Source organism: Neobacillus sp. NPDC093127 (assembly GCF_044754175.1).
Classification (GTDB): Bacteria; Bacillota; Bacilli; order Bacillales; family Cytobacillaceae; genus Neobacillus.
Map to the genome: position 1 here is coordinate 44,902 of NZ_JBIVOP010000011.1, position 18,102 is coordinate 63,003.

Annotated in this window: 13 protein-coding genes; 8 read left to right on the forward strand and 5 right to left on the reverse strand. The window is 39.9% G+C overall.

Translation table 11 applies throughout. The annotated features are described in order from the left end of the window. Positions 1-589: 589 nt before the first annotated feature. Entirely contained in the window at positions 590-5,416 is a 4,827-nt protein-coding gene (locus tag ACIQCO_RS15795) for a S8 family serine peptidase (protein ID WP_400430175.1), read from the forward strand. A gap of 94 nt (positions 5,417-5,510) precedes the next feature. Here ACIQCO_RS15795 and ACIQCO_RS15800 read toward each other — a convergent pair whose 3' ends face one another. Next, positions 5,511-7,280 (reverse strand): PhoX family protein, encoded by a 1,770-nt coding sequence (locus ACIQCO_RS15800; RefSeq protein ID WP_400430176.1) that lies wholly within the window; start codon positions 7,278-7,280, stop codon positions 5,511-5,513. A gap of 257 nt (positions 7,281-7,537) precedes the next feature. Between ACIQCO_RS15800 and ACIQCO_RS15805 the strand changes: the two genes are divergently transcribed. Then, positions 7,538-8,728 (forward strand): macrolide family glycosyltransferase, encoded by a 1,191-nt coding sequence (locus ACIQCO_RS15805; RefSeq protein WP_400430177.1) that lies wholly within the window; start codon positions 7,538-7,540, stop codon positions 8,726-8,728. A gap of 88 nt (positions 8,729-8,816) precedes the next feature. Further along, complete coding sequence (locus ACIQCO_RS15810) at positions 8,817-9,518, forward strand: hypothetical protein (protein WP_400430179.1); 702 nt, start codon at positions 8,817-8,819, stop codon at positions 9,516-9,518. A 154-nt stretch (positions 9,519-9,672) separates the two neighbouring features. Here the strand turns inward: ACIQCO_RS15810 and ACIQCO_RS15815 are convergent, their stop codons facing one another. Then, positions 9,673-10,797: a cupin domain-containing protein gene (locus ACIQCO_RS15815; protein WP_400430382.1), complete on the reverse strand. Its 1,125-nt coding sequence runs from the start codon at positions 10,795-10,797 to the stop codon at positions 9,673-9,675. An 81-nt stretch (positions 10,798-10,878) separates the two neighbouring features. After that, on the reverse strand, positions 10,879-11,829 hold the full coding sequence (locus tag ACIQCO_RS15820; protein WP_400430180.1) for a fumarylacetoacetate hydrolase family protein: 951 nt from the start codon (positions 11,827-11,829) through the stop codon (positions 10,879-10,881). Between the two features lie 264 nt (positions 11,830-12,093). Between ACIQCO_RS15820 and ACIQCO_RS15825 the strand changes: the two genes are divergently transcribed. The 3 genes from ACIQCO_RS15825 (at position 12,094) to ACIQCO_RS15835 (ending at position 14,422) form a co-directional block, all read left to right on the forward strand. Continuing rightward, on the forward strand, positions 12,094-13,287 hold the full coding sequence (locus ACIQCO_RS15825; protein WP_400430182.1) for an FAD-dependent monooxygenase: 1,194 nt from the start codon (positions 12,094-12,096) through the stop codon (positions 13,285-13,287). 32 nt (positions 13,288-13,319) lie between these two features. After that, positions 13,320-13,814, forward strand: coding sequence for a DinB family protein (locus ACIQCO_RS15830; RefSeq protein ID WP_400430184.1), 495 nt, complete (start codon positions 13,320-13,322; stop codon positions 13,812-13,814). Between the two features lie 155 nt (positions 13,815-13,969). Next, on the forward strand, positions 13,970-14,422 hold the full coding sequence (locus ACIQCO_RS15835; RefSeq protein ID WP_400430186.1) for a MarR family winged helix-turn-helix transcriptional regulator: 453 nt from the start codon (positions 13,970-13,972) through the stop codon (positions 14,420-14,422). A 76-nt stretch (positions 14,423-14,498) separates the two neighbouring features. Here ACIQCO_RS15835 and ACIQCO_RS15840 read toward each other — a convergent pair whose 3' ends face one another. Further along, complete coding sequence (locus tag ACIQCO_RS15840; RefSeq protein ID WP_400430187.1) at positions 14,499-14,996, reverse strand: CarD family transcriptional regulator; 498 nt, start codon at positions 14,994-14,996, stop codon at positions 14,499-14,501. A 330-nt stretch (positions 14,997-15,326) separates the two neighbouring features. On the opposite strand from ACIQCO_RS15840, the gene ACIQCO_RS15845 reads away from it, so the two are divergent. Further along, complete coding sequence (locus ACIQCO_RS15845) at positions 15,327-16,685, forward strand: DHA2 family efflux MFS transporter permease subunit (protein ID WP_400430384.1); 1,359 nt, start codon at positions 15,327-15,329, stop codon at positions 16,683-16,685. A 142-nt stretch (positions 16,686-16,827) separates the two neighbouring features. Continuing rightward, on the forward strand, positions 16,828-17,286 hold the full coding sequence (locus tag ACIQCO_RS15850; protein WP_400430189.1) for a universal stress protein: 459 nt from the start codon (positions 16,828-16,830) through the stop codon (positions 17,284-17,286). A 59-nt stretch (positions 17,287-17,345) separates the two neighbouring features. Here ACIQCO_RS15850 and ACIQCO_RS15855 read toward each other — a convergent pair whose 3' ends face one another. Next, positions 17,346-18,101, reverse strand: coding sequence for an IclR family transcriptional regulator (locus ACIQCO_RS15855; protein ID WP_400430191.1), 756 nt, complete (start codon positions 18,099-18,101; stop codon positions 17,346-17,348). Between the last annotated feature and the right edge of the window lies 1 nt (position 18,102).

The following is an 18,102-nucleotide window of genomic DNA, read 5'->3' on the forward strand; positions in this document are numbered from 1 at the left end:
CCCTCTTATAAACCACTCGAATTGTCTATTACATCTCTTCTATAGGACAAAACCCTCTTATAAACCACTCAAATTGTCCATTACAGCCCTTCTATTGGACAAAACCCTATTTTAAACCACTTAAATTGTCTATTAGACCTCTCTATTGGACGATGTCCGCCAAATGTACAGCATAAGAACGCCGTTTGCTGCCTAATTTTTATATTCGGTAATCCGCTGTTCCCCTTCCTTTTGCTACTTACATTGGCACCCCTTCTTTCCATCCCGTTAAGGCTTTGTGGATACATTGAATCCATTGTAGTACTATTGCGTAATTTATTTCATCAATGCGAATGGGATAATAGATTATTAGGAAATATTATCTAGTGCAAACATACCAACACTTTCTTTAGTCCTATAAATTTCAGAAAATTTAGTAAAATCATCCTATAGTTATCTGGTGCGATTATTACTAGAATAATAGATATCCAGGTTTATGCAGATTTATCCACCATGTCATATCATCCCTGTTTTCCCCACTTAGTACCATCTCACCATAACATCTAGGAATATTCACATACATACAAAAAATAAATAGAGGAGTGAAAGAATGAGGAGTACCAAACGATTTTGGGCAAAAGCTTGTATGCTTTTACTTGCGTTGGTGATGACCTTAAGTATGGCCCTGCCGGCGAATTCGCTTGCAAGTAGTGTAATCCCGGCGGATACGAGCTCTGCAAAAGGTGAAGTCATCGATGCGAAACTATTAAAAAAATTTGAGAAGGATGAATTTGCTAGATTTATTGTGGTCCTGCGCGACCAAGCTGACACGGAAAAAATTTCTTTATCAGCCAAGCAATCCTCTGTTAAGAAAAACATTTCTCAGAAGGAAATGAAGGCTAATGTCCAAAAGGCTGTTGTACAAGGCCTACAGGACAAGGCTAAACTCACACAAAAGGGGATTAATCTCCGGCTAAAGGAGGAAAAGGCTTCCGGAAAAATAAAAGAGTTTCATAACTTTTTTATCATTAATGGTATTTCCGTAACAGGTACGAAGGAGTCCGCCGCGAAGCTTGCGGAACTGCCTGAGGTAAAGGCAATCCTCCTTGATGAAAAACAAACACTTGAACCGATCAAAAAGGAGGAGCAATCTGCGAAACTGCAGGCAGATGAAAGCGGATCGGTTGAATGGAATATTGAACGTGTAGGTGCTCATGAGGTTTGGGCGCGAGGGATCACTGGGGAAGGGACGGTTGTTGCCAATATCGATAGCGGTGTTGCTGTCAGTCACCCAGCCTTAAAAACCAAGTACCGCGGGTATGACCCGAATAATCCTGATAAACTATCACACACGTTCAACTGGTATGATGCGATTCACAAAATTGGCAGCCCGGTTGACTCTGACGGGCACGGCACACATACGATGGGAACGATGGTTGGGCAGGAGCCTGATGGACAAAATCAAATTGGTGTCGCACCAGGTGCAAAATGGATTGCGGCACGGGCCTTTGCGAATGATGAAAGCTATGATTCTTATATCATTCAAGCAGCTGAATGGGTGTTAGCGCCAACAGATGAAAAGGGCGTTCCACATCCCGAAATGGCGCCGGATGTTGTCAATAACTCTTGGGGAGGACGCCCGATTAATAATGATTGGTTCAGACCACTTGTCCAGGCGTGGCGTTCTGTTGGAATCTTCCCGGTTTTTTCGGTAGGAAATACGGATTTTTTTAATCCAGTTGCGCTGCCGGGAACAGCAAGTTCACCAGCGAATTATCCGGAGTCATTTGCAGTTGGTGCAACGACGAATACAGATGAGTTAGCAAGCTTCTCCCTAAGAGGGCCAACTGAAAGAGGGGATGTTAAGCCTGACATTTCTGCACCTGGGGTTGGGATTCGCTCTTCATTGCCGGGGGCGACATGGAATACATTTGAGTATGGCAGCTATAATGGCACCTCGATGGCGGCTCCGCATATTGCCGCTGCAGCACTTTTATTAAAACAAGCGGACCCAGCATTGTCACTTACACAAATTGAGGATATCTTAAAACTAACGGCTGTAACAAAAACCGATGAAAATTATCCGGAAGCCCCGAATAATGGCTATGGCTACGGAATTGTGAATGTAAATGCAGCTGTAAAGGCCGTTGAACAAGGAATTGGAAAAATTAAGGGTCAGGTCGTTGGGCCAGGCAATGATACTGAAGCACCGACCTATGTACAGGACGCTCGTCATGTGGTCTATGAGGGGTTAAATGCACCATTTTCCATCCAAGCAATGGACAATATTAGTGTGAATCAGGTTAGCCTCCATGTCCGATATACGGATGCGAGCGAAGCAGCTTTTAATGCGAAACGTTATGCGGGGGACTATCGAAATGGCTTATATGAAGCGATTATTCCAGCTGAAGCTGTAAAAGGCAGCACTATAACCTATTGGTGGACGATTCAAGATTTTTCAGGTAATCAGGTAAAAACTGCTGAGGCAAAGGTTTCTGTCAAGGATGGGATTCGTGCCGGCTATTTTGAGGATTTCGAAAGCCTTCCTGAGGGCTGGTCCTCCTATGGGATCAATAACTCATGGGAATGGGGCGTTTCAACGTATGGCCCCAAGACCCCTCCGCCTTCAGGGAAAAATGTCATTGCCACGAATTTGCGCGGTCAGACTGAAATGTTTTCAAATATGACGCTCGTGATGCCTCCTGTCATTGTGGAAGGAGAAACACAGCTTCGCTTTAAGCAGTGGTACAATATGGGCTTCTGGGATTACGGAACCGTTTTTGTAACTGCTGATGGAAAGAATTGGGACAAGATCTACCAAATTACAAGAAATAACGAAAATTGGCATGAGGTCGGGATTGATTTATCGAAATATGCCGGTAAAAAGATTACGATTGCTTTTAACCTTCAAACAGATGACGGGAAAGTTCCGGGCTGGTATTTGGACGATATGCAACTTGTAGGCAGTACGCCGGCTGGCGGAGCAGACCATGAAGTCTATAAGGAAATTAAGCTGAACAGTGAAGCATTTGCCAATCCAGTCTATCCTTTAATGGACTTTCATAAAGCAGACAGGGAATCTCAAAATGCTGCTTTGCTGCCGGTTGATGCTGGGATTAAGGTTGTAGAAACAGACTGGAAGACGAAGTCAAATCCACAAAACGGTGAATTTGTGATCGATCATCCACCAGGAAAGTACACGGTTGAGGTGCAAGCATACGGGTACAAGACTCAGACCCAGAAGGTAACCGTTTCAAGTAAAGGTGAGGTTAATCCGAAAATCACACTTGAGCCATTACCAAGGCAAACGATTTCGGGTACCGTTACAGATACATCGGGAAAGGCACTGAAGGATGCGACGATTCTTCTTTTAGAGGATGAAAAAGCCGAACCCGGTCATTCGGGTGAAAATGGGGATTATCAGCTAAAGGCGTATGAGGGATCCTATACTGTTAAGGTGTTTGCAAAGGACCATTACAGCAAGACCTTAACAATTGATGTTAAACCAGGTAAAAATCTTGAACGTGATATTCAATTAAGTCCTTTTATCAATAAGGAATCAGGTGAAATCAAATACGATAATGGCAGCTACAATAAGAACCTTGTCATGGGCAATGCTGGAAGCGGATTTGCGGTGAAAATGTCGTTAAAAGATGGCGAAACTTCTGCAAAGCTAAAAGGGGCGAAGCTGCAATTCTGGGCTGGACATATTCCAGTTCCCGGCGGGGATGACATTTTAATTTCCGTCTATGATGCTAAGGGCAAGAATGGTGCACCAGGAAATAAGCTTGCTGGACCAATAAAAGCGAAGGCACAGCGCAATTTATCCAAATGGACAGAGGTTGACCTTTCCAATTTAGGCCTGGTTGTGAAGGATGATTTTTATATCACCTATTTGCAGGCTGACGACTATCCATATGTGCCGGGTTTTGTATCTGATGGGGATAAAAAGAACTGGGCTGGACGAAGCTGGGATTATTTCGGTGGCCAATGGTTCAAAGCCGATCAGAGTGTTGGTAACTATATGATTCGCGCGGTTGTCGATTACGGTGCCCAAGAGCCATTCCAATATGCGAAAGCGATTTTAAAAAATACAGAAACAAGCGGTGACGCACCGTTCGATATTAAAGTGAAGGTTCAGGAAGGATCAGAAGAGGTTGCATCAGTCGATTATCAGCTTTCTTCAAACGCAGATTCTGATGCAGATGGGTCCTGGAAAAACGTGAATCTTCCTTCGTACGGCGGTGATTTTACAACTACAGTTAATGATGTTGGAACATGGTATTTGCATGTCAAGGTTAAGGACAAGGCAGGGAATGAAGAAATTACTTCATTTGGTCCATTTGAAGTAAAGGAGGCAGTTACAACTGAATTGGAAGTAAGTCCGGCTTCCCTTGATATGAAGGTAGGCGCAACAGAGAAACTTACAGTAAAGTCAATCAAAACGCAAGGTGATAAGGTAACGGAAACAGATGTTACTGAGCTTGCGGACTATAGTGGCTTTAATGCAAAGATTATAAAGGTCGAAAAGGGTAAGGTAACGACCCTAAGTGCTGGTGAGACGAGCATTACGATTAAGTTTGGTGAGCACTCTAAGACAGTAACAGTTAAGGTCGAACCTGAAGCAAGCACTACACTTTCGGTAAGTCCAGCATCCCTTGAATTGAAAAAGGGCAACGCATCACAGCTCAAGGTAAAATCCATTAAAACAATAGGCGATAAGGTAACGGAAACAGATGTTACAAATCTAGCAAACTATAGTGGATTTGATTCGAAAATAGTGAAGGTTGAAAATGGACTTGTCAAAGCATTAGCACCAGGATCAACCTCAATTACTATCACTTATGGAGCAGATAGGGCAACTGTTTTGGCAGTGGTCGGGGCAGATAAACATGGCTGGCAAAAGGAAAATGGACAATGGTTTTACTATGATGGGAACGGAAATCCAGTAACTGGCTGGTTAAATGATAGTGGAAAATGGTACTACATGAACGGAAAAGGTATCATGCTGACCGGATGGCAATATGTTGGAGGAACCTGGTATTACCTTCAATCCAGTGGAGCGATGCAAACGGGCTGGTTGAATAGCGGAGGTACATGGTATTACCTCACAAAGAGTGGAGCGATGCAAACGGGCTGGCTGAACAGTGGAGGTACATGGTACTACCTCGCAAAGAGTGGAGCGATGCAAACGGGCTGGCTGAATAGCGGAGGTACATGGTACTACCTCGCAAAGAGTGGAGCGATGCAAACGGGCTGGCTGAACAGTGGAGGTACATGGTATTACCTCGCAAAGAGCGGTGCAATGAAAACCGGATGGCTTCTTGATGGTTCAAATTGGTACTACCTCAAAAACTCCGGTGCAATGGTCACTGGCTGGTTTACAATTAACGGAAAACGCTACTTCTTTAACCAAAATGGAAAGTGGGTAAAATAAAACAAGTGAGGCATGGGTCCGTTTCCCATGCCTCGTTTTTTCCTTCAAAAAAAGGACCGCAGGAGGATTTCCAGCGGTCATAGAGTTGAATTGATTACTTACCAGAGTTGAGTGAGGATAAATCAATATAACCAATGTTGCCAGGGTTTTGCGAACCAACCATTAAATAGGATTTACCATTTAAATCATCGATTGCTTGAACTCCAGTGACTTCCCCTCCATCTGGAGCCGAAATAATCCGGGAAAGTTTCTTGGTATCTACGTTATAAGCCCATCCAACATTATTGATATGTCTATCGCTGTCTTCAGCGATGAATAACGTTCTATATTTTTCAGAGAAAGCAATATTGTCAGGGTTAGCAATTTTTTCAAGGTTAGATTTGTTTCCATCCTTATCAGGAGCAGGAAGGTCTTCACCTGTCAGCAATGCGGACATGTCGGTTACGACATAATCACTATCAATTTTTTTGCCATCACGATCTTTTTGTCCTTTTGCTAAATTCATTTCATAAATAGCACCGGAACTTAATTTTGGTAATTGAATATCATCCACAGGATCACTAGAATTTTTAGTCATACCTTTTTCAACATAAGACATGGTCATATAAACTTTATTGTCGGCTTTGTTTAACGTGAGAGTTTCCATTTTATTGAACTCGGAAGTTGCTCCCAAAATAGCGCCATAACGGCGGGATTCCAAGAACGCCGCAGCTTTCTCCATACCTGGTTTCACTTTTAACCATTCGGTTTTGCCGCCACCATTGGAATTTGTTTTTATTTCTTTAAACCCATTTGCTTGGCCATAGGCTGCATCCGTTGTTGTTTCAAAAATATCGCTGAATTTAGTGTTTTCAGCTAATTTCTTGACTTCTGCGTCTGTGGCATGTCCCAATTTGATCCATTCGATATCAGCCGCGCCGCCATTTTGGTCGCTTGTTTGTTTCCATTTTGCAGCATACAACGTACCAGCAGATAAATCATTTGCTTTGTCTGCCACATACATGAAGGACATCGTATAGCTGCCGTCATCACCGAAGTATGCCGTACGGTTATCTGGTGCTACGGTAACATTTTCAAAGGATAATCGTCCCATGCTGTAGTGTTTAACAGCTTTTGCTTTACCATTAGGATGTACCTTTACTTCTGTCGTATGTCCATAAAGGTATGGATTTCCTACTGCATTAGGGTCTTGATAATAATTCTTTGCAAATGCAGTTACACTGGAAGTGGCTGGATTTGCTTCATGTGCACGGGCATCCGGCTCATACTCTTCACTGCCTAAATGGGTATTCCAAGGAGATAAGACACCTCCACAAGGGGTCCAAATGCCGCCATCTGCTGAAAAATCAATCGGATTGATATCCGTGATTTTCAGTTCACCCGTCTTCTTATCTTGTACTACTGTATTTAAATACAATGGTTTTGGCATATTTCCGTAACCTTTTTCCGGAATACTTTCGAAGTGATTGACCATATATAATTTTCCGCTTTTTCCGTTGACACTAAAAAGTGAATTCGCGTCAGGTGCTGTAGAAACAAATGGCTTGCCATCTTTATCTTTTATGATATTCCCCTTAACATCATAAGCGGCGCCGACCACTTTGCCGTTAATGATTTCTCCTGGGCGGGCCAAAGATTTATATTCTAGAGGGACTGTCTTTTGAGAACCATCGTTTAATGTAACAAGGGCTGATGCTTGACTATACATAGAGGAACGTTCTGCCTTTGTAACAGGAGCCTTCATTCCGACAAATTCCACCGATTTTACTGGAATCGGTTTATATGGATTAGCTTGGACATTTACTGCAGAAGGGAAGAGAATTGCAGCACTTAATAATGGTACAATTACTTTGCTCTTATTCATTAAATTGTTCCTCCTAATAGTTGAAAGTTTTTAGTACTACTTAATGATAGCCTGGGAATATTAACGGAATATTCTAGTATTGTAAAAATGAATTAAAGATTTCTAGTAAATAAGTATTGCTCTTCAATTTAGGTCCAAAATACTCATTTTCCATAAAATAAGTGTCCCTACCGCAAATTGTCGAATTCTCCTCAACGCAATTCGGGTAGGGACAGTGGCATTTTTGTTAAGAAACTATTTTCTAAGGAGTGGTGAAAATGGCACGAGTATTATTTATTAATGCCGGATCAGAAGGACATGTCAATCCGACTATTGGTGTTGTTCAAGAGCTAATTTCGCGTGGTGAAGAGGTAGTGTACTTTACAATCGAAGATTTTCGAGAGCGCATTGAGAAGACAGGTGCAACGGTAAGAACCTTTGATGTCCAAGAATTTTTAAAAGCCTTTATCTCAGGAGGGAGAAATAATTTACTCGAAAGAATCAACGGTCTATTGCATACGGCAGATATTATGATACCTAGTGTTCTAGAGCAAATTGAAGGAGAGCATTTTGATTACATCATCCACGATTCTATGTTTGGCTGCGGCCGTTTACTTGCCCAAATCCTTAAGCTTCCGGCCATCAATTCGTGTACTTCCTTTGCACAGACTAAAAGCTCATTCGATAACATGTTCGAACAGCTTTCTAAAAAAATTCCTGCAGAAACAAATGCAGAATACCAAAGGCTGACTGCAAGGGTGAAGGCAAAATATGGCACCCCAATCCGTTCTCCTTACGAAGTCTTTTGTAATCCTGCACCGCTTACAATCGTTTATACAACGAGGGAGTTTCAACCCTTTGGAGGAGATTTCGACCAAACCTACAAATTTGTGGGTCCATCCATCTCTTCACGATTAACGCAAGAAAACTTCGATCTTACGGCAATCAAAGGGAAAAGCCCAATTTATATTTCACTCGGTACGGTTTTTAACCAAGCAATTAATTTTTATAAGCTTTGTTTCGAGGCACTTGGGAACACAGAACATACCGTGGTCATGTCGATTGGGGAAAAAACTCAATTTTCTGAGTTGGGGGAGATACCTAAAAACTTCATTATAAAAAATTATGTTCCGCAAACAGAGGTGCTGAAATACACAAAATTATTTATTACGCATGGCGGGATGAACAGTGTCCATGAAGGTCTCTATTACGGGGTTCCGCTAATTGTTATCCCGCAAAGCGCGGACCAGCCGGTTATTGCCGAACAAGTTGCCAATATCGGGGCCGGTATTCAATTACAAATGGAGAGTTTGACGGCAAATCAGCTGTGTGATGCAGCAGATCATGTGTTAAACCAGCCGTCTTTCCATAAAGCTGTTGCAAATATTAGGGAATCCTTTCAAAAATCGGGTGGATATCACCAAGCAGTTGATGAGATTTTTGAATTTAAAAGTCAATATGGGATCTAAATATAAAATATTTCTCAGGTGTCAGGCACCCATCGGTACGTAACGGGTTTCCTTGAAGTTTCGTCTAATGGATAAAGGGGCGATGTCAATGAAGAAATGGAGTATATTTATTATTATTTTGCTCATATTAACGGGTTGCCGCTCGACACCATTTGATGGTCATAGCGTAATTGAATGGGTTGATTTTATTAAGTGGGATGGAAAAGAGTACCATGGGATCCATTCTGGGGTTTTAGCTGATCAACGCTATATAGGGGAAAAGATTGGTACGGTCAAATTTAAAGTGGCAGATAATGTAACAAATCCAGAATATAAAATGAAAAACGGTGATGCTGCTTTCCATGAGAAGGGAGCTGAGATTTTCAAGATTAAGGACCATCCCAATTTAATAGCTGTTAAATCTAGTGATTCCATACATGGGTATCGTGTGTATTTTTCTAGAGATGATATGGAAAACCGATGGAATTTTAAAGATATGCCCATCGATAAAGTAAAGAAAATTGAAATTTACCAAGCTTATACACAAGAAGGAACTAAACTGATCACTGAATTGACAATGAACGACGAAGTTAAAGAATTTCTTCAACTATTAGTTAATAGTAAGACGAATGCTACTTTCCAGCCTAACACAGATAAAGGAGATCCTACATATTACGAAATGGTATTTTACACTGGTGAACCCATTGCCTACAAATGCGATTTGCAGTTTGATGGCTCCACTTATTTTTGGCATCCATGGAAAACAGCCACTTTATCCGATGAAATAAAGACGTTTATTCGAGAATACTAAACTATTTGAGATAGGGGGTGGTACTTAAAAAGCAATATTTATGCCTTTTTATCAAAAGTAACTCTAAAAGAAAAACGCTTGGAATGACCAAGCGTTTTAGATCGTAAATTCTCTACTTCTACCTAATTTAACACTAAGAAAAATGCCCAATCTATTAACGGAGGTCCGCTTTAAATTCTCCAGTAATTTTTTGGTGGCCGTTATTTTCTTCAAACGATTGCTCTTGTTCTAAGTCGAAACGGTCCATAATTGGTAGATCGTTTACTGAGAATAGATAAGAGTCTTCTGATGCAAAGTGTTCATACCAAGCCCAGTTTGGAACAACAAAGTAATCGCCTTTCTTCCAATCGAAGCGGGTGCCATTAATGACTGTATGACCTGAACCTTTGTGCACTTGGTAAACAGTTGAGTGTGTATGGCGTAATGCCTTTGTTTGGAACCCGTGCGGTAAATGCTGCATTCTTGTACCAAGCGTCGGGTTTGCCGATCTACCAGTAGAGGGGTTAATATACTCTACTGCATATCCGTGGTGTGGATTTGGATCAAATTCCATCAAGCCTTTAATTCCTTCTACAGTGCGGTCCCATTTATAATTAGCAAGTGGAGCCACTGTGAATTTATCATCACCAACAGGACGAACCATACCGCCCCGATAACGTTTCTCCGTAAAGTTATCGGGAATATCCGGTTGTTGTAATCCATCTTCGTATGGTTCAAAGAATGTACCGCCGATTGCGTAAATAGTCGGAATATCTAGAGCATCCATCCAATACATCGGCTCTGCACCTAAATGGGCATGCCCATGCCATAAGCCCTTTGGCGTAATTAAAAAGTCGCCTTCTTCCATGAAAATACGCTCACCCTGTACGATGGTGTAGGCACCTGAACCTTCAGAAATGAAGCGCAATGCACTTTGTGAGTGACGGTGAGATGGTGCTTTTTCACCAGGCAATAACATTTGCACCGCTGCATAAATCGTTTGCGTTGTTGATCCCCAACCCCAAGGTTCACGATAAGTTAAGCCAGGATTTTGGAAATATAGCGCACGACGTTCACCACCACGTTCTGGTGTGAAGATTTGAGCTGCCTCAGCCATTTTCTTTTTGATTAATTCATCGCTCCAAAGATATGCTTGTGCTTGGGGCTTTGGCGTTTTGTGCATAATTGTAGGAATTGCTTCCCAAAGAGGTCCTAAGTTGTATTGTTGAATATCTTTGGTGTAATCGGTTACAATTGAGCTTTTCATAAACTCTTGAACTTCAGGATTTACTTCAGCCATTTCACATTCCCCTTTACTTTTCAAATTTAATAGAGAAATGGGGAGTAGCGTAATTGCTACTCGACCCCATACATCTTCAAACTAAACAGTGGCTACTATTTCTGTTGCCTTTACTTTATTTTCTAGAGCACCAAGTTGGTCGATTTCAATACGAACTACATCTCCATCTTTTAAAAATTTTGGTGGATTCAGAGCAACTCCAACGCCCCCGGGAGTTCCCGTTAATACCACATCACCAGGCTCTAACGTCATTAACTCGGATAAGAAAGCGACTAATTTTTGAACGGAGAATACTAGATTGGCAGTATTCGTTTTTTGGCGTACTTCCCCATTTACTTTTAGGACAACATCTAAGCCAGCCGGATTTTGTAATTCATCGGAAGTGACTAAATAGGGTCCCATTGGTGCACTGCCATCTACTGTTTTTCCTTGTAACCATTGAAGCGTACGGCGTTGAATATCCCGATAGGTAACGTCATTTGTAATCGTATAACCTGCGACATAGTCTAATGCCTCTTCTTCGGAAACATTGCGGGCTTGTTTGCCCACAACAAAAGTAAACTCTGCTTCATAGTCAAGTTGCTCGGAAATTGGATAGTGTGGAATATCGTCCTCAGGACCTAAAATCGTATTGGAAAATTTCGCGAAAATAACTGGGTTCGATGGAAGTTCACGGCCCATTTCTAAAATATGTTCACGATAGTTGTGACCAACACAAATAATTTTGCCAGGACGCCCGACAGGTGCTTCAACCTTAATTTCCTCGCGATTATAAACCACTTTTTTATCAAAGCTTTCAGGATTCGTTAAAATGAAATCGATTGCATTTTGCGCTAGTTTCAGCGATTCTTTGCCACCTTGGTATAACTCATCTGTATTATCTGGCACATATGCCTTGGCAATTGCTTCGTATCGGTATTTTCCTTCTGCTTTTAACTGTGCTTGATAAGCATAGTTTAAGTCGATTACTTTGTTATCCACGATTGCCCCTGAACGTGTATGTCCAGTGGTAGTAAAATTAATAAGTTTCATAGTTACCCTCCTTGATTCCACTAATTATAGATATAGTTCACTATTTATAAAAAATATTAATTGGTTTTTGAAAAATTGTCAATATTAATTGTTTTCAGATAAGGGTATTTTTAAGTTTCAAATCACTTGAATATTTAGGATTGAAAGGTTCTGAATTTTATAATTTTTTTATTGACGAAATAGCGCAAGATGATTTAGAGTTTACCTATAAGGAACATTGTTCACTATTTATAGAACTTATAAACTCAATTAGGGGGATTTTCGATGGCTAATGTAAGCGATATTATGATAGTTGGTGGAGGAATCGGTGGTTTAACAGCTGCTCTATCAATCCAAGAAACGGGTAAATCAATCGCAATTTTTGAGCAGGCACCTGAATTTGGAGAAGTAGGTGCAGGTATTCAGTTAGCACCAAACGCATTAGAAGTTTTAGACCGTTTAGGTGTAAAAGAAGAAATTTTAAAATATGCGGTGGTACCAAAACGTCTTGTCCTAAAAGATGTTTATACAGCAAAAGAATTAGCAACTCTTGATTTAGGGGAGGGTTTCCAAAAAGAATTCGGTCAACCCTATATCGTATTGCATCGTTCTGACTTACACAGAGTTCTTTATGAAGCATGTCAAAAACACAATAATATCCATTTTTTTACAAATCAAGCGATTCAAACTGCCGAACAAAATGGTGATACAGTAACCATTGTTAACCAAAAAGGTGAAACGTTTAGTGCGGAAGCAGTTATTGGGGCGGATGGCGTAAAATCAAACATGCGTAAGCAACTGATTGATGATCAGCCAGTAAACTCTGCGTATGTAGCTTATCGTGGAACAATACCAATCGAAGAAGTGTCTACTAACGCAAACTTAGACCTAGATGATGTCATCATGTGGATTGGACCAAACCTGCACATGGTGCAATACCCAGTTCGCAGCGGAGAGCTTTATAACCAAGTTGTTGTATTTAAATCCTATGATGCTACTGTAGAAGACTGGGGAACTCCAGAGGAAATGGCACGTCGTTTTGAAAATTGTCATCCAAAAGTTGAAAATGCTCTATCATACATTAACCGTCAATTCCGTTGGCAAATGTATGACCGTGAACCAATCGACAATTGGACAAAAGGCAACATCACGCTATTAGGGGATTCTGGTCATGCCATGCTTCAATATTTAGCTCAAGGCGGCGTTCAAGCACTTGAAGATGGCTTTGTTTTGGGTGAAAAATTAAAAGAACATAATTCTTACGAAGAAGCATTTAAAGCATATCAAGATATACGAATCCCACGTTCTGCAATGGTACAATCATCCGCACGCAGATGGGGCCAAATTATTCACGCGGAGGATCCAACTACACTTTCACTTCGCAACTTTATTTTCGAACAACACAAACCAACTGATTACAATGTTGTTGATTTTCTTTATGGCTATTTCAAAAAAAATTACCAACGTGTAGACAGCTAGGTTACAACAACAAAACGATGGAGGCAAATTCAATGACAACAGCATTACTAATTGAAAAATTGGAAGTCTTTAAAACGACTATAAATGATATTGTAGCGCTATTGAAAAATACGGAAGAGGGGGCGCTTAATATTAAACCTTCTGAAAAAGAATGGTCAGCCATGCAAATTGTGTCGCATATTTTAGAAGCTGTAGATTTTTGGGTTGCAGATTTAGAAGCGTTGCTAGTTGTTCCAGGGGCAAAATGGGGACGCAATCATGAACATGTGCGTCGTTTAGCTGCAGTAAATGAAAACGTTGTATCTCGTTTAAATAAAGATGATGCTATAACTGCACTACAAAACTTAGTCCCGAAAGTAAAGGCAGTACTTGGAAAAGTTAAAGAAGAGGATCTAGTCAAAACAGCTCCAAGCTATAATCCAAACTTTGACGGAAAACCGTTATCATTTTTAGTCAACCATTTAATCGTTCAGCACGTAGTGGGTCATTACGGTCAACTTGTCCGTCATTTAGAAAAAATTCGATAAACACGAGAACCCGGTACAGAGCGCAACTAATAAAAGAGCCTATTTCTATATAGAAAGGGGCTCTTTTTCTGCAAATGTATTTCTTTCGACAAAATTTAGCAAACTTCGGGTCGTGACAGCCACCGTTAAGTGTTGTATAGTAAGTGGCGAAGATGATGATTGGAGTGAATCGTTTGATTTCAAACTCTGAATTACAAAATTTGGATCTTATAGACCTATTAAGTGAGCGTCATAGTTTGGTTCGAAAAATCTCAGAAAAAGCATGGAATGATCAAAGTGAGATTTATATTTCAAATTCTGAATGGTATATCATGGCTAGGATTTATAAAAAACAGCCTAGCATTTCGTATGTTACAAAAAATGTAGAAATTTCTCGTCAGGCGATACATAAGTTTATCAAAAATCTCTCCGAAAAAGGATTAGTCGAAATCAAAAATGTGGAAAATAACAAGAAAGAAAAATGTATTCAGTTAACTGCTTTAGGAGAAGAATGCTACGAAAAAAACGCGGCCCTTAAAGCTCAACTTGAGAATAAAATTGCAGAAAAAATAGGTGCCCCGGAAGTAAAGATTCTTAAAGATTTATTAAAGGTAGATTGGGGGATATAACATTAACTAGATAATAACGATAAATAAAAAGAATGGCCCTGTTGAAATGTTCATCTCAGTAGGGCCATTTTTTTTTTTATCCCTTTATCAGCCTTATTACCCTGTCATTTATTTCTTCAAAAGTAGTTTTCAATGAAATGGCTAATTCTTTAAAAAGTATATTTTGTGTAGTGGTCAAAAGTTTACGATCTTGTTCATAAAGTTTTCTTCCATGAAGTTCAACTTCCATTTTTTCCGCCATTAGCGTATTTACAACTAGAGCAATTTCTTTTCGATCACCTGTATTTATTATATCGGAATATAACCTGTAACGTATGTTAGGATTGTCGACCCATTTTATCCCTGGATCTTTAAAAGATTCGAGGATTTCATTGGCCCCCTCTTGATGGATCAGTTCAAGCATGACCACTTTATTATTATTAACAGGAGTACTAATTGTTAATTGATGATTATTTTCTATAGGATGTAACACATAATACGGTCTTGTCATACCTGAAACTGTTTTTTCGCAAATATCATCGACTCGGCAAATGCCATGTGCGGAATAAATAATCAAATCTCCAATAGTAAACATTTGATCACTCCAGATATATATTGTCAACTAAGTTAATTATAACTTAATAAAAAAATATTGTCAACTTAGTTGACATTATGATTTTTTTTTTGATATAGTTAACAAATCGCTTAGTATCCGGGGGTGTACTACGGAGTTGGATTATTGCTGATATTAGAAATCACGAAATATTTATTTCAGTAGGAAAGCAACAAAGGGGTAAACGAATTTTAATTGAAGGAGTTTTAATAAGTGAATCAACAAATGAATACAGCGCAGAAGCAAATTAACACAGGTCAGAATCAACCAAGTAAAACAGTCCTAAAACAAGAATTCAAAACTGGCCCGATAATGGCTGCACTGTTAGTGGCAGGCTTTGTCGGACTTTTTAGTGAAACGGCATTAAATATAGCCTTAGGTGCATTAAGTAGTGTATTCAATGTTAATGCTACGACGGTCGGATGGTTAGCAACAGGTTATTTTTTAACCTTAGGTATTTTAATACCAGTTACAGGTATTTTGATGCAAAAATTCACCACACGTCAAATGTTCTTAACTGCTGTATCGCTATTACTTATCGGTACAATTCTTGCGGCAGCAGCACCGGTATTTGGTGTGTTATTAGCGGGACGTATCATTCAAGCAGCAGGATTAGCCATTAGTTTACCTTTAACGCAAAATGTGATTTTTACCATCTTTCCTCCAAATAAACGAGGCGGTGCGATGGGGCTCATGGGCTTAGTTATGTTAGCTGGACCGACACTAGGTCCAACATTAGCAGGCCTTATTTTAGATACATTATCATGGCATTGGATTTTCTTGGTTACACTCCCGTTCTTACTGTTTTCTTTTATTTTCGGGGTCAAGTATTTACCGAATGTAAATGAGATACGTAAGGTTTCGATAGATGCATTATCTGTTATTCTGTCAACGATTGGGTTCGGTGGTATTGTTTACGGATTTAGTGTTTCTGGTGAGGTAGGGTGGACAAGTACGGCTGTTCTTGGATCGATCATCATTGGATTTGTAGCACTTATTATTTTTGCGATTCGTCAAACGAAAATGGAGAATCCGATGATGAATTTAAAAGCATTTCATTCCCCACTTTTCGTTCTTGGAGTCATTATGAGTTTTATAACGTTCTTCAATATGTTGTCGATGCTTGTTATTTTACCAATGTATATGCAAATGGCTTTATTAGTTGCTGCTTTTACAACAGGTCTTATCCTGCTGCCAGGCAGCTTACTTAACTGTGTGTTAGCTCCAATAATTGGTGGTTTATTTGACAAATATGGTCCGAAAGCGGTGATTACACCTGGAACCATTTTAGTAGCCCTTGGTTATGTATGCTATTCACAATTTGGTACAGACACGGCTATATGGGCGATTGTGGTAACTCATATTGTCATGATGTTAGGTATTGGGGCGGTTCTTGCTTCTGTACAAACAAATACGTTAAATTCGCTTCCTAAACAGTACTATCCAGATGGAATCGCGATAACTCAAACGATCCAACAAGTAGCTGGAGCAATTGGTATTGCGGTAATGGTATCGGTTTTATCAGCCAAACAAGGTAGTTACTTAGCAACTGTTGCGAATGAACCGACACAAGCAGCAGCAACAGGGTCTTCACTAGTGTTTATTATCAGTTTAGTATTAGCGGTGATTAATGTTGTACTGTCATTATTCTTGAAAAAGCCCAAACATTAATCTAAAGCCAATATCTTAAATGAATGGCAACTGTTCCATTACCCAGCATGTAGAATTTCCTTTCCAATGCACAGAATCTAAACTTAAACATCTTCTAAAGATAGAACAGCTTTCAAATCATGATAGAGGGGGATATTGGCAGATGGATCATTATAAAAGTATTGTCGTCGCTGTTGACGGTTCAAAAGAAGCTGAATATGCATTTCGCAAATCAATCGAAGTTGCAAAACGTAACAAAAATTCTCTATTAACCATAGTAAACGTAATCAATACTCGTTCATTCGAAGCTTTTGACCGTTCAGTTGTTGAGCGTGCACAGCAGTCATCAGAGGAACTGTTGAATGGCTACAAGTCACATGCTGAGGCAGATGGTGTTAAAAACGTAAAGGTAGTAATCGAATATGGATCCCCAAAAACGATCATCACTAGTGAGATTGCTAACTTAGCCAAAGCTGATTTAATTATGTGTGGGGCCACGGGGCTAAATGCTGTTGAACGTTTTTTGACTGGCTCCGTATCTGAAGCAATTGTACGGTCAGCTAATTGTGATGTTTTAGTGATTCGCAGACCTGTTTTACATGCAATTAAAGGAAGAAACTAATATAGAAGAGGCATCTGCAATTAAATAAGCAGATGCTCTTTTAATACACATTCTTATCCTCAATAACCAAAACAGCCCGAGATTTCTTTACTGATTTGAATGAAATAATGACTGAGTTCATGATACTCATTTTTGGGGATAAACTCGGAAAAGCCTACAACTGTTACGGCGCCGAGGATTTTTTTCTTATAGTTAAAGACTGGGAAGGATACGGAGGACACTGATGAAACCAGTGGTTCCCTTGCAAAAGCAATTCCCTTCTCAATCACGAATCTGCATTCTTTTTCCAGTTGGCTAACCAATTCTTGTGGAATTTGTTTGAATTCGTTCGCCTTCCATTCATGAATAATTTGCTCGTCCATGAATGCCATAAACACTTTACCTGTTGCAGAACGGATAGGAAGAAGGGTTCCTATTTGAGCTCCAATATTCAACCCTCGATTGGTGTTAACATCTTTTACAATCATTGGACCATTATGGGTCCACAGGGAAAATAGAACAGTACTCGAACTTTTCTCATTAATATCATGCAGAAAAGGTGAAATCCGGTCGATAACATTTTCTTGATCTACAGCTGCCATTCCATATTCAATCAACTTGCTTCCCAATACATATTCTCCCGTATCCTTGTTACGATACAGGACGCCTAATTGTGTAAAGGTATTTAAGTATTTATATAGATTACTTTTTGTAATTTGTGTCAAATCTTGAATATCAGAAAACTTCAACGGCCTTCCCTGTTTCGCGATTGATTCTACAATACCCATCCCAATTTGTAATGATTGGATGGTTGTTCCTTTTTTAATGATTTCCATA

Excerpts from the sequence above, each read along its gene's own strand:
- ACIQCO_RS15795 (WP_400430175.1), top strand. The coding sequence starts at position 590 with ATGAGGAGTACCAAACGATTTTGGGCAAAAGCTTGTATGCTTTTACTT.
- ACIQCO_RS15800 (WP_400430176.1), bottom strand. The coding sequence starts at position 7,280 with ATGAATAAGAGCAAAGTAATTGTACCATTATTAAGTGCTGCAATTCTC.
- ACIQCO_RS15805 (WP_400430177.1), top strand. The coding sequence starts at position 7,538 with ATGGCACGAGTATTATTTATTAATGCCGGATCAGAAGGACATGTCAAT.
- ACIQCO_RS15810 (WP_400430179.1), top strand. The coding sequence starts at position 8,817 with ATGAAGAAATGGAGTATATTTATTATTATTTTGCTCATATTAACGGGT.
- ACIQCO_RS15815 (WP_400430382.1), bottom strand. The coding sequence starts at position 10,797 with ATGGCTGAAGTAAATCCTGAAGTTCAAGAGTTTATGAAAAGCTCAATT.
- ACIQCO_RS15820 (WP_400430180.1), bottom strand. The coding sequence starts at position 11,829 with ATGAAACTTATTAATTTTACTACCACTGGACATACACGTTCAGGGGCA.
- ACIQCO_RS15825 (WP_400430182.1), top strand. The coding sequence starts at position 12,094 with ATGGCTAATGTAAGCGATATTATGATAGTTGGTGGAGGAATCGGTGGT.
- ACIQCO_RS15830 (WP_400430184.1), top strand. The coding sequence starts at position 13,320 with ATGACAACAGCATTACTAATTGAAAAATTGGAAGTCTTTAAAACGACT.
- ACIQCO_RS15835 (WP_400430186.1), top strand. The coding sequence starts at position 13,970 with ATGATTGGAGTGAATCGTTTGATTTCAAACTCTGAATTACAAAATTTG.
- ACIQCO_RS15840 (WP_400430187.1), bottom strand. The coding sequence starts at position 14,996 with ATGTTTACTATTGGAGATTTGATTATTTATTCCGCACATGGCATTTGC.
- ACIQCO_RS15845 (WP_400430384.1), top strand. The coding sequence starts at position 15,327 with ATGGCTGCACTGTTAGTGGCAGGCTTTGTCGGACTTTTTAGTGAAACG.
- ACIQCO_RS15850 (WP_400430189.1), top strand. The coding sequence starts at position 16,828 with ATGGATCATTATAAAAGTATTGTCGTCGCTGTTGACGGTTCAAAAGAA.
- ACIQCO_RS15855 (WP_400430191.1), bottom strand. The coding sequence starts at position 18,101 with ATGGAAATCATTAAAAAAGGAACAACCATCCAATCATTACAAATTGGG.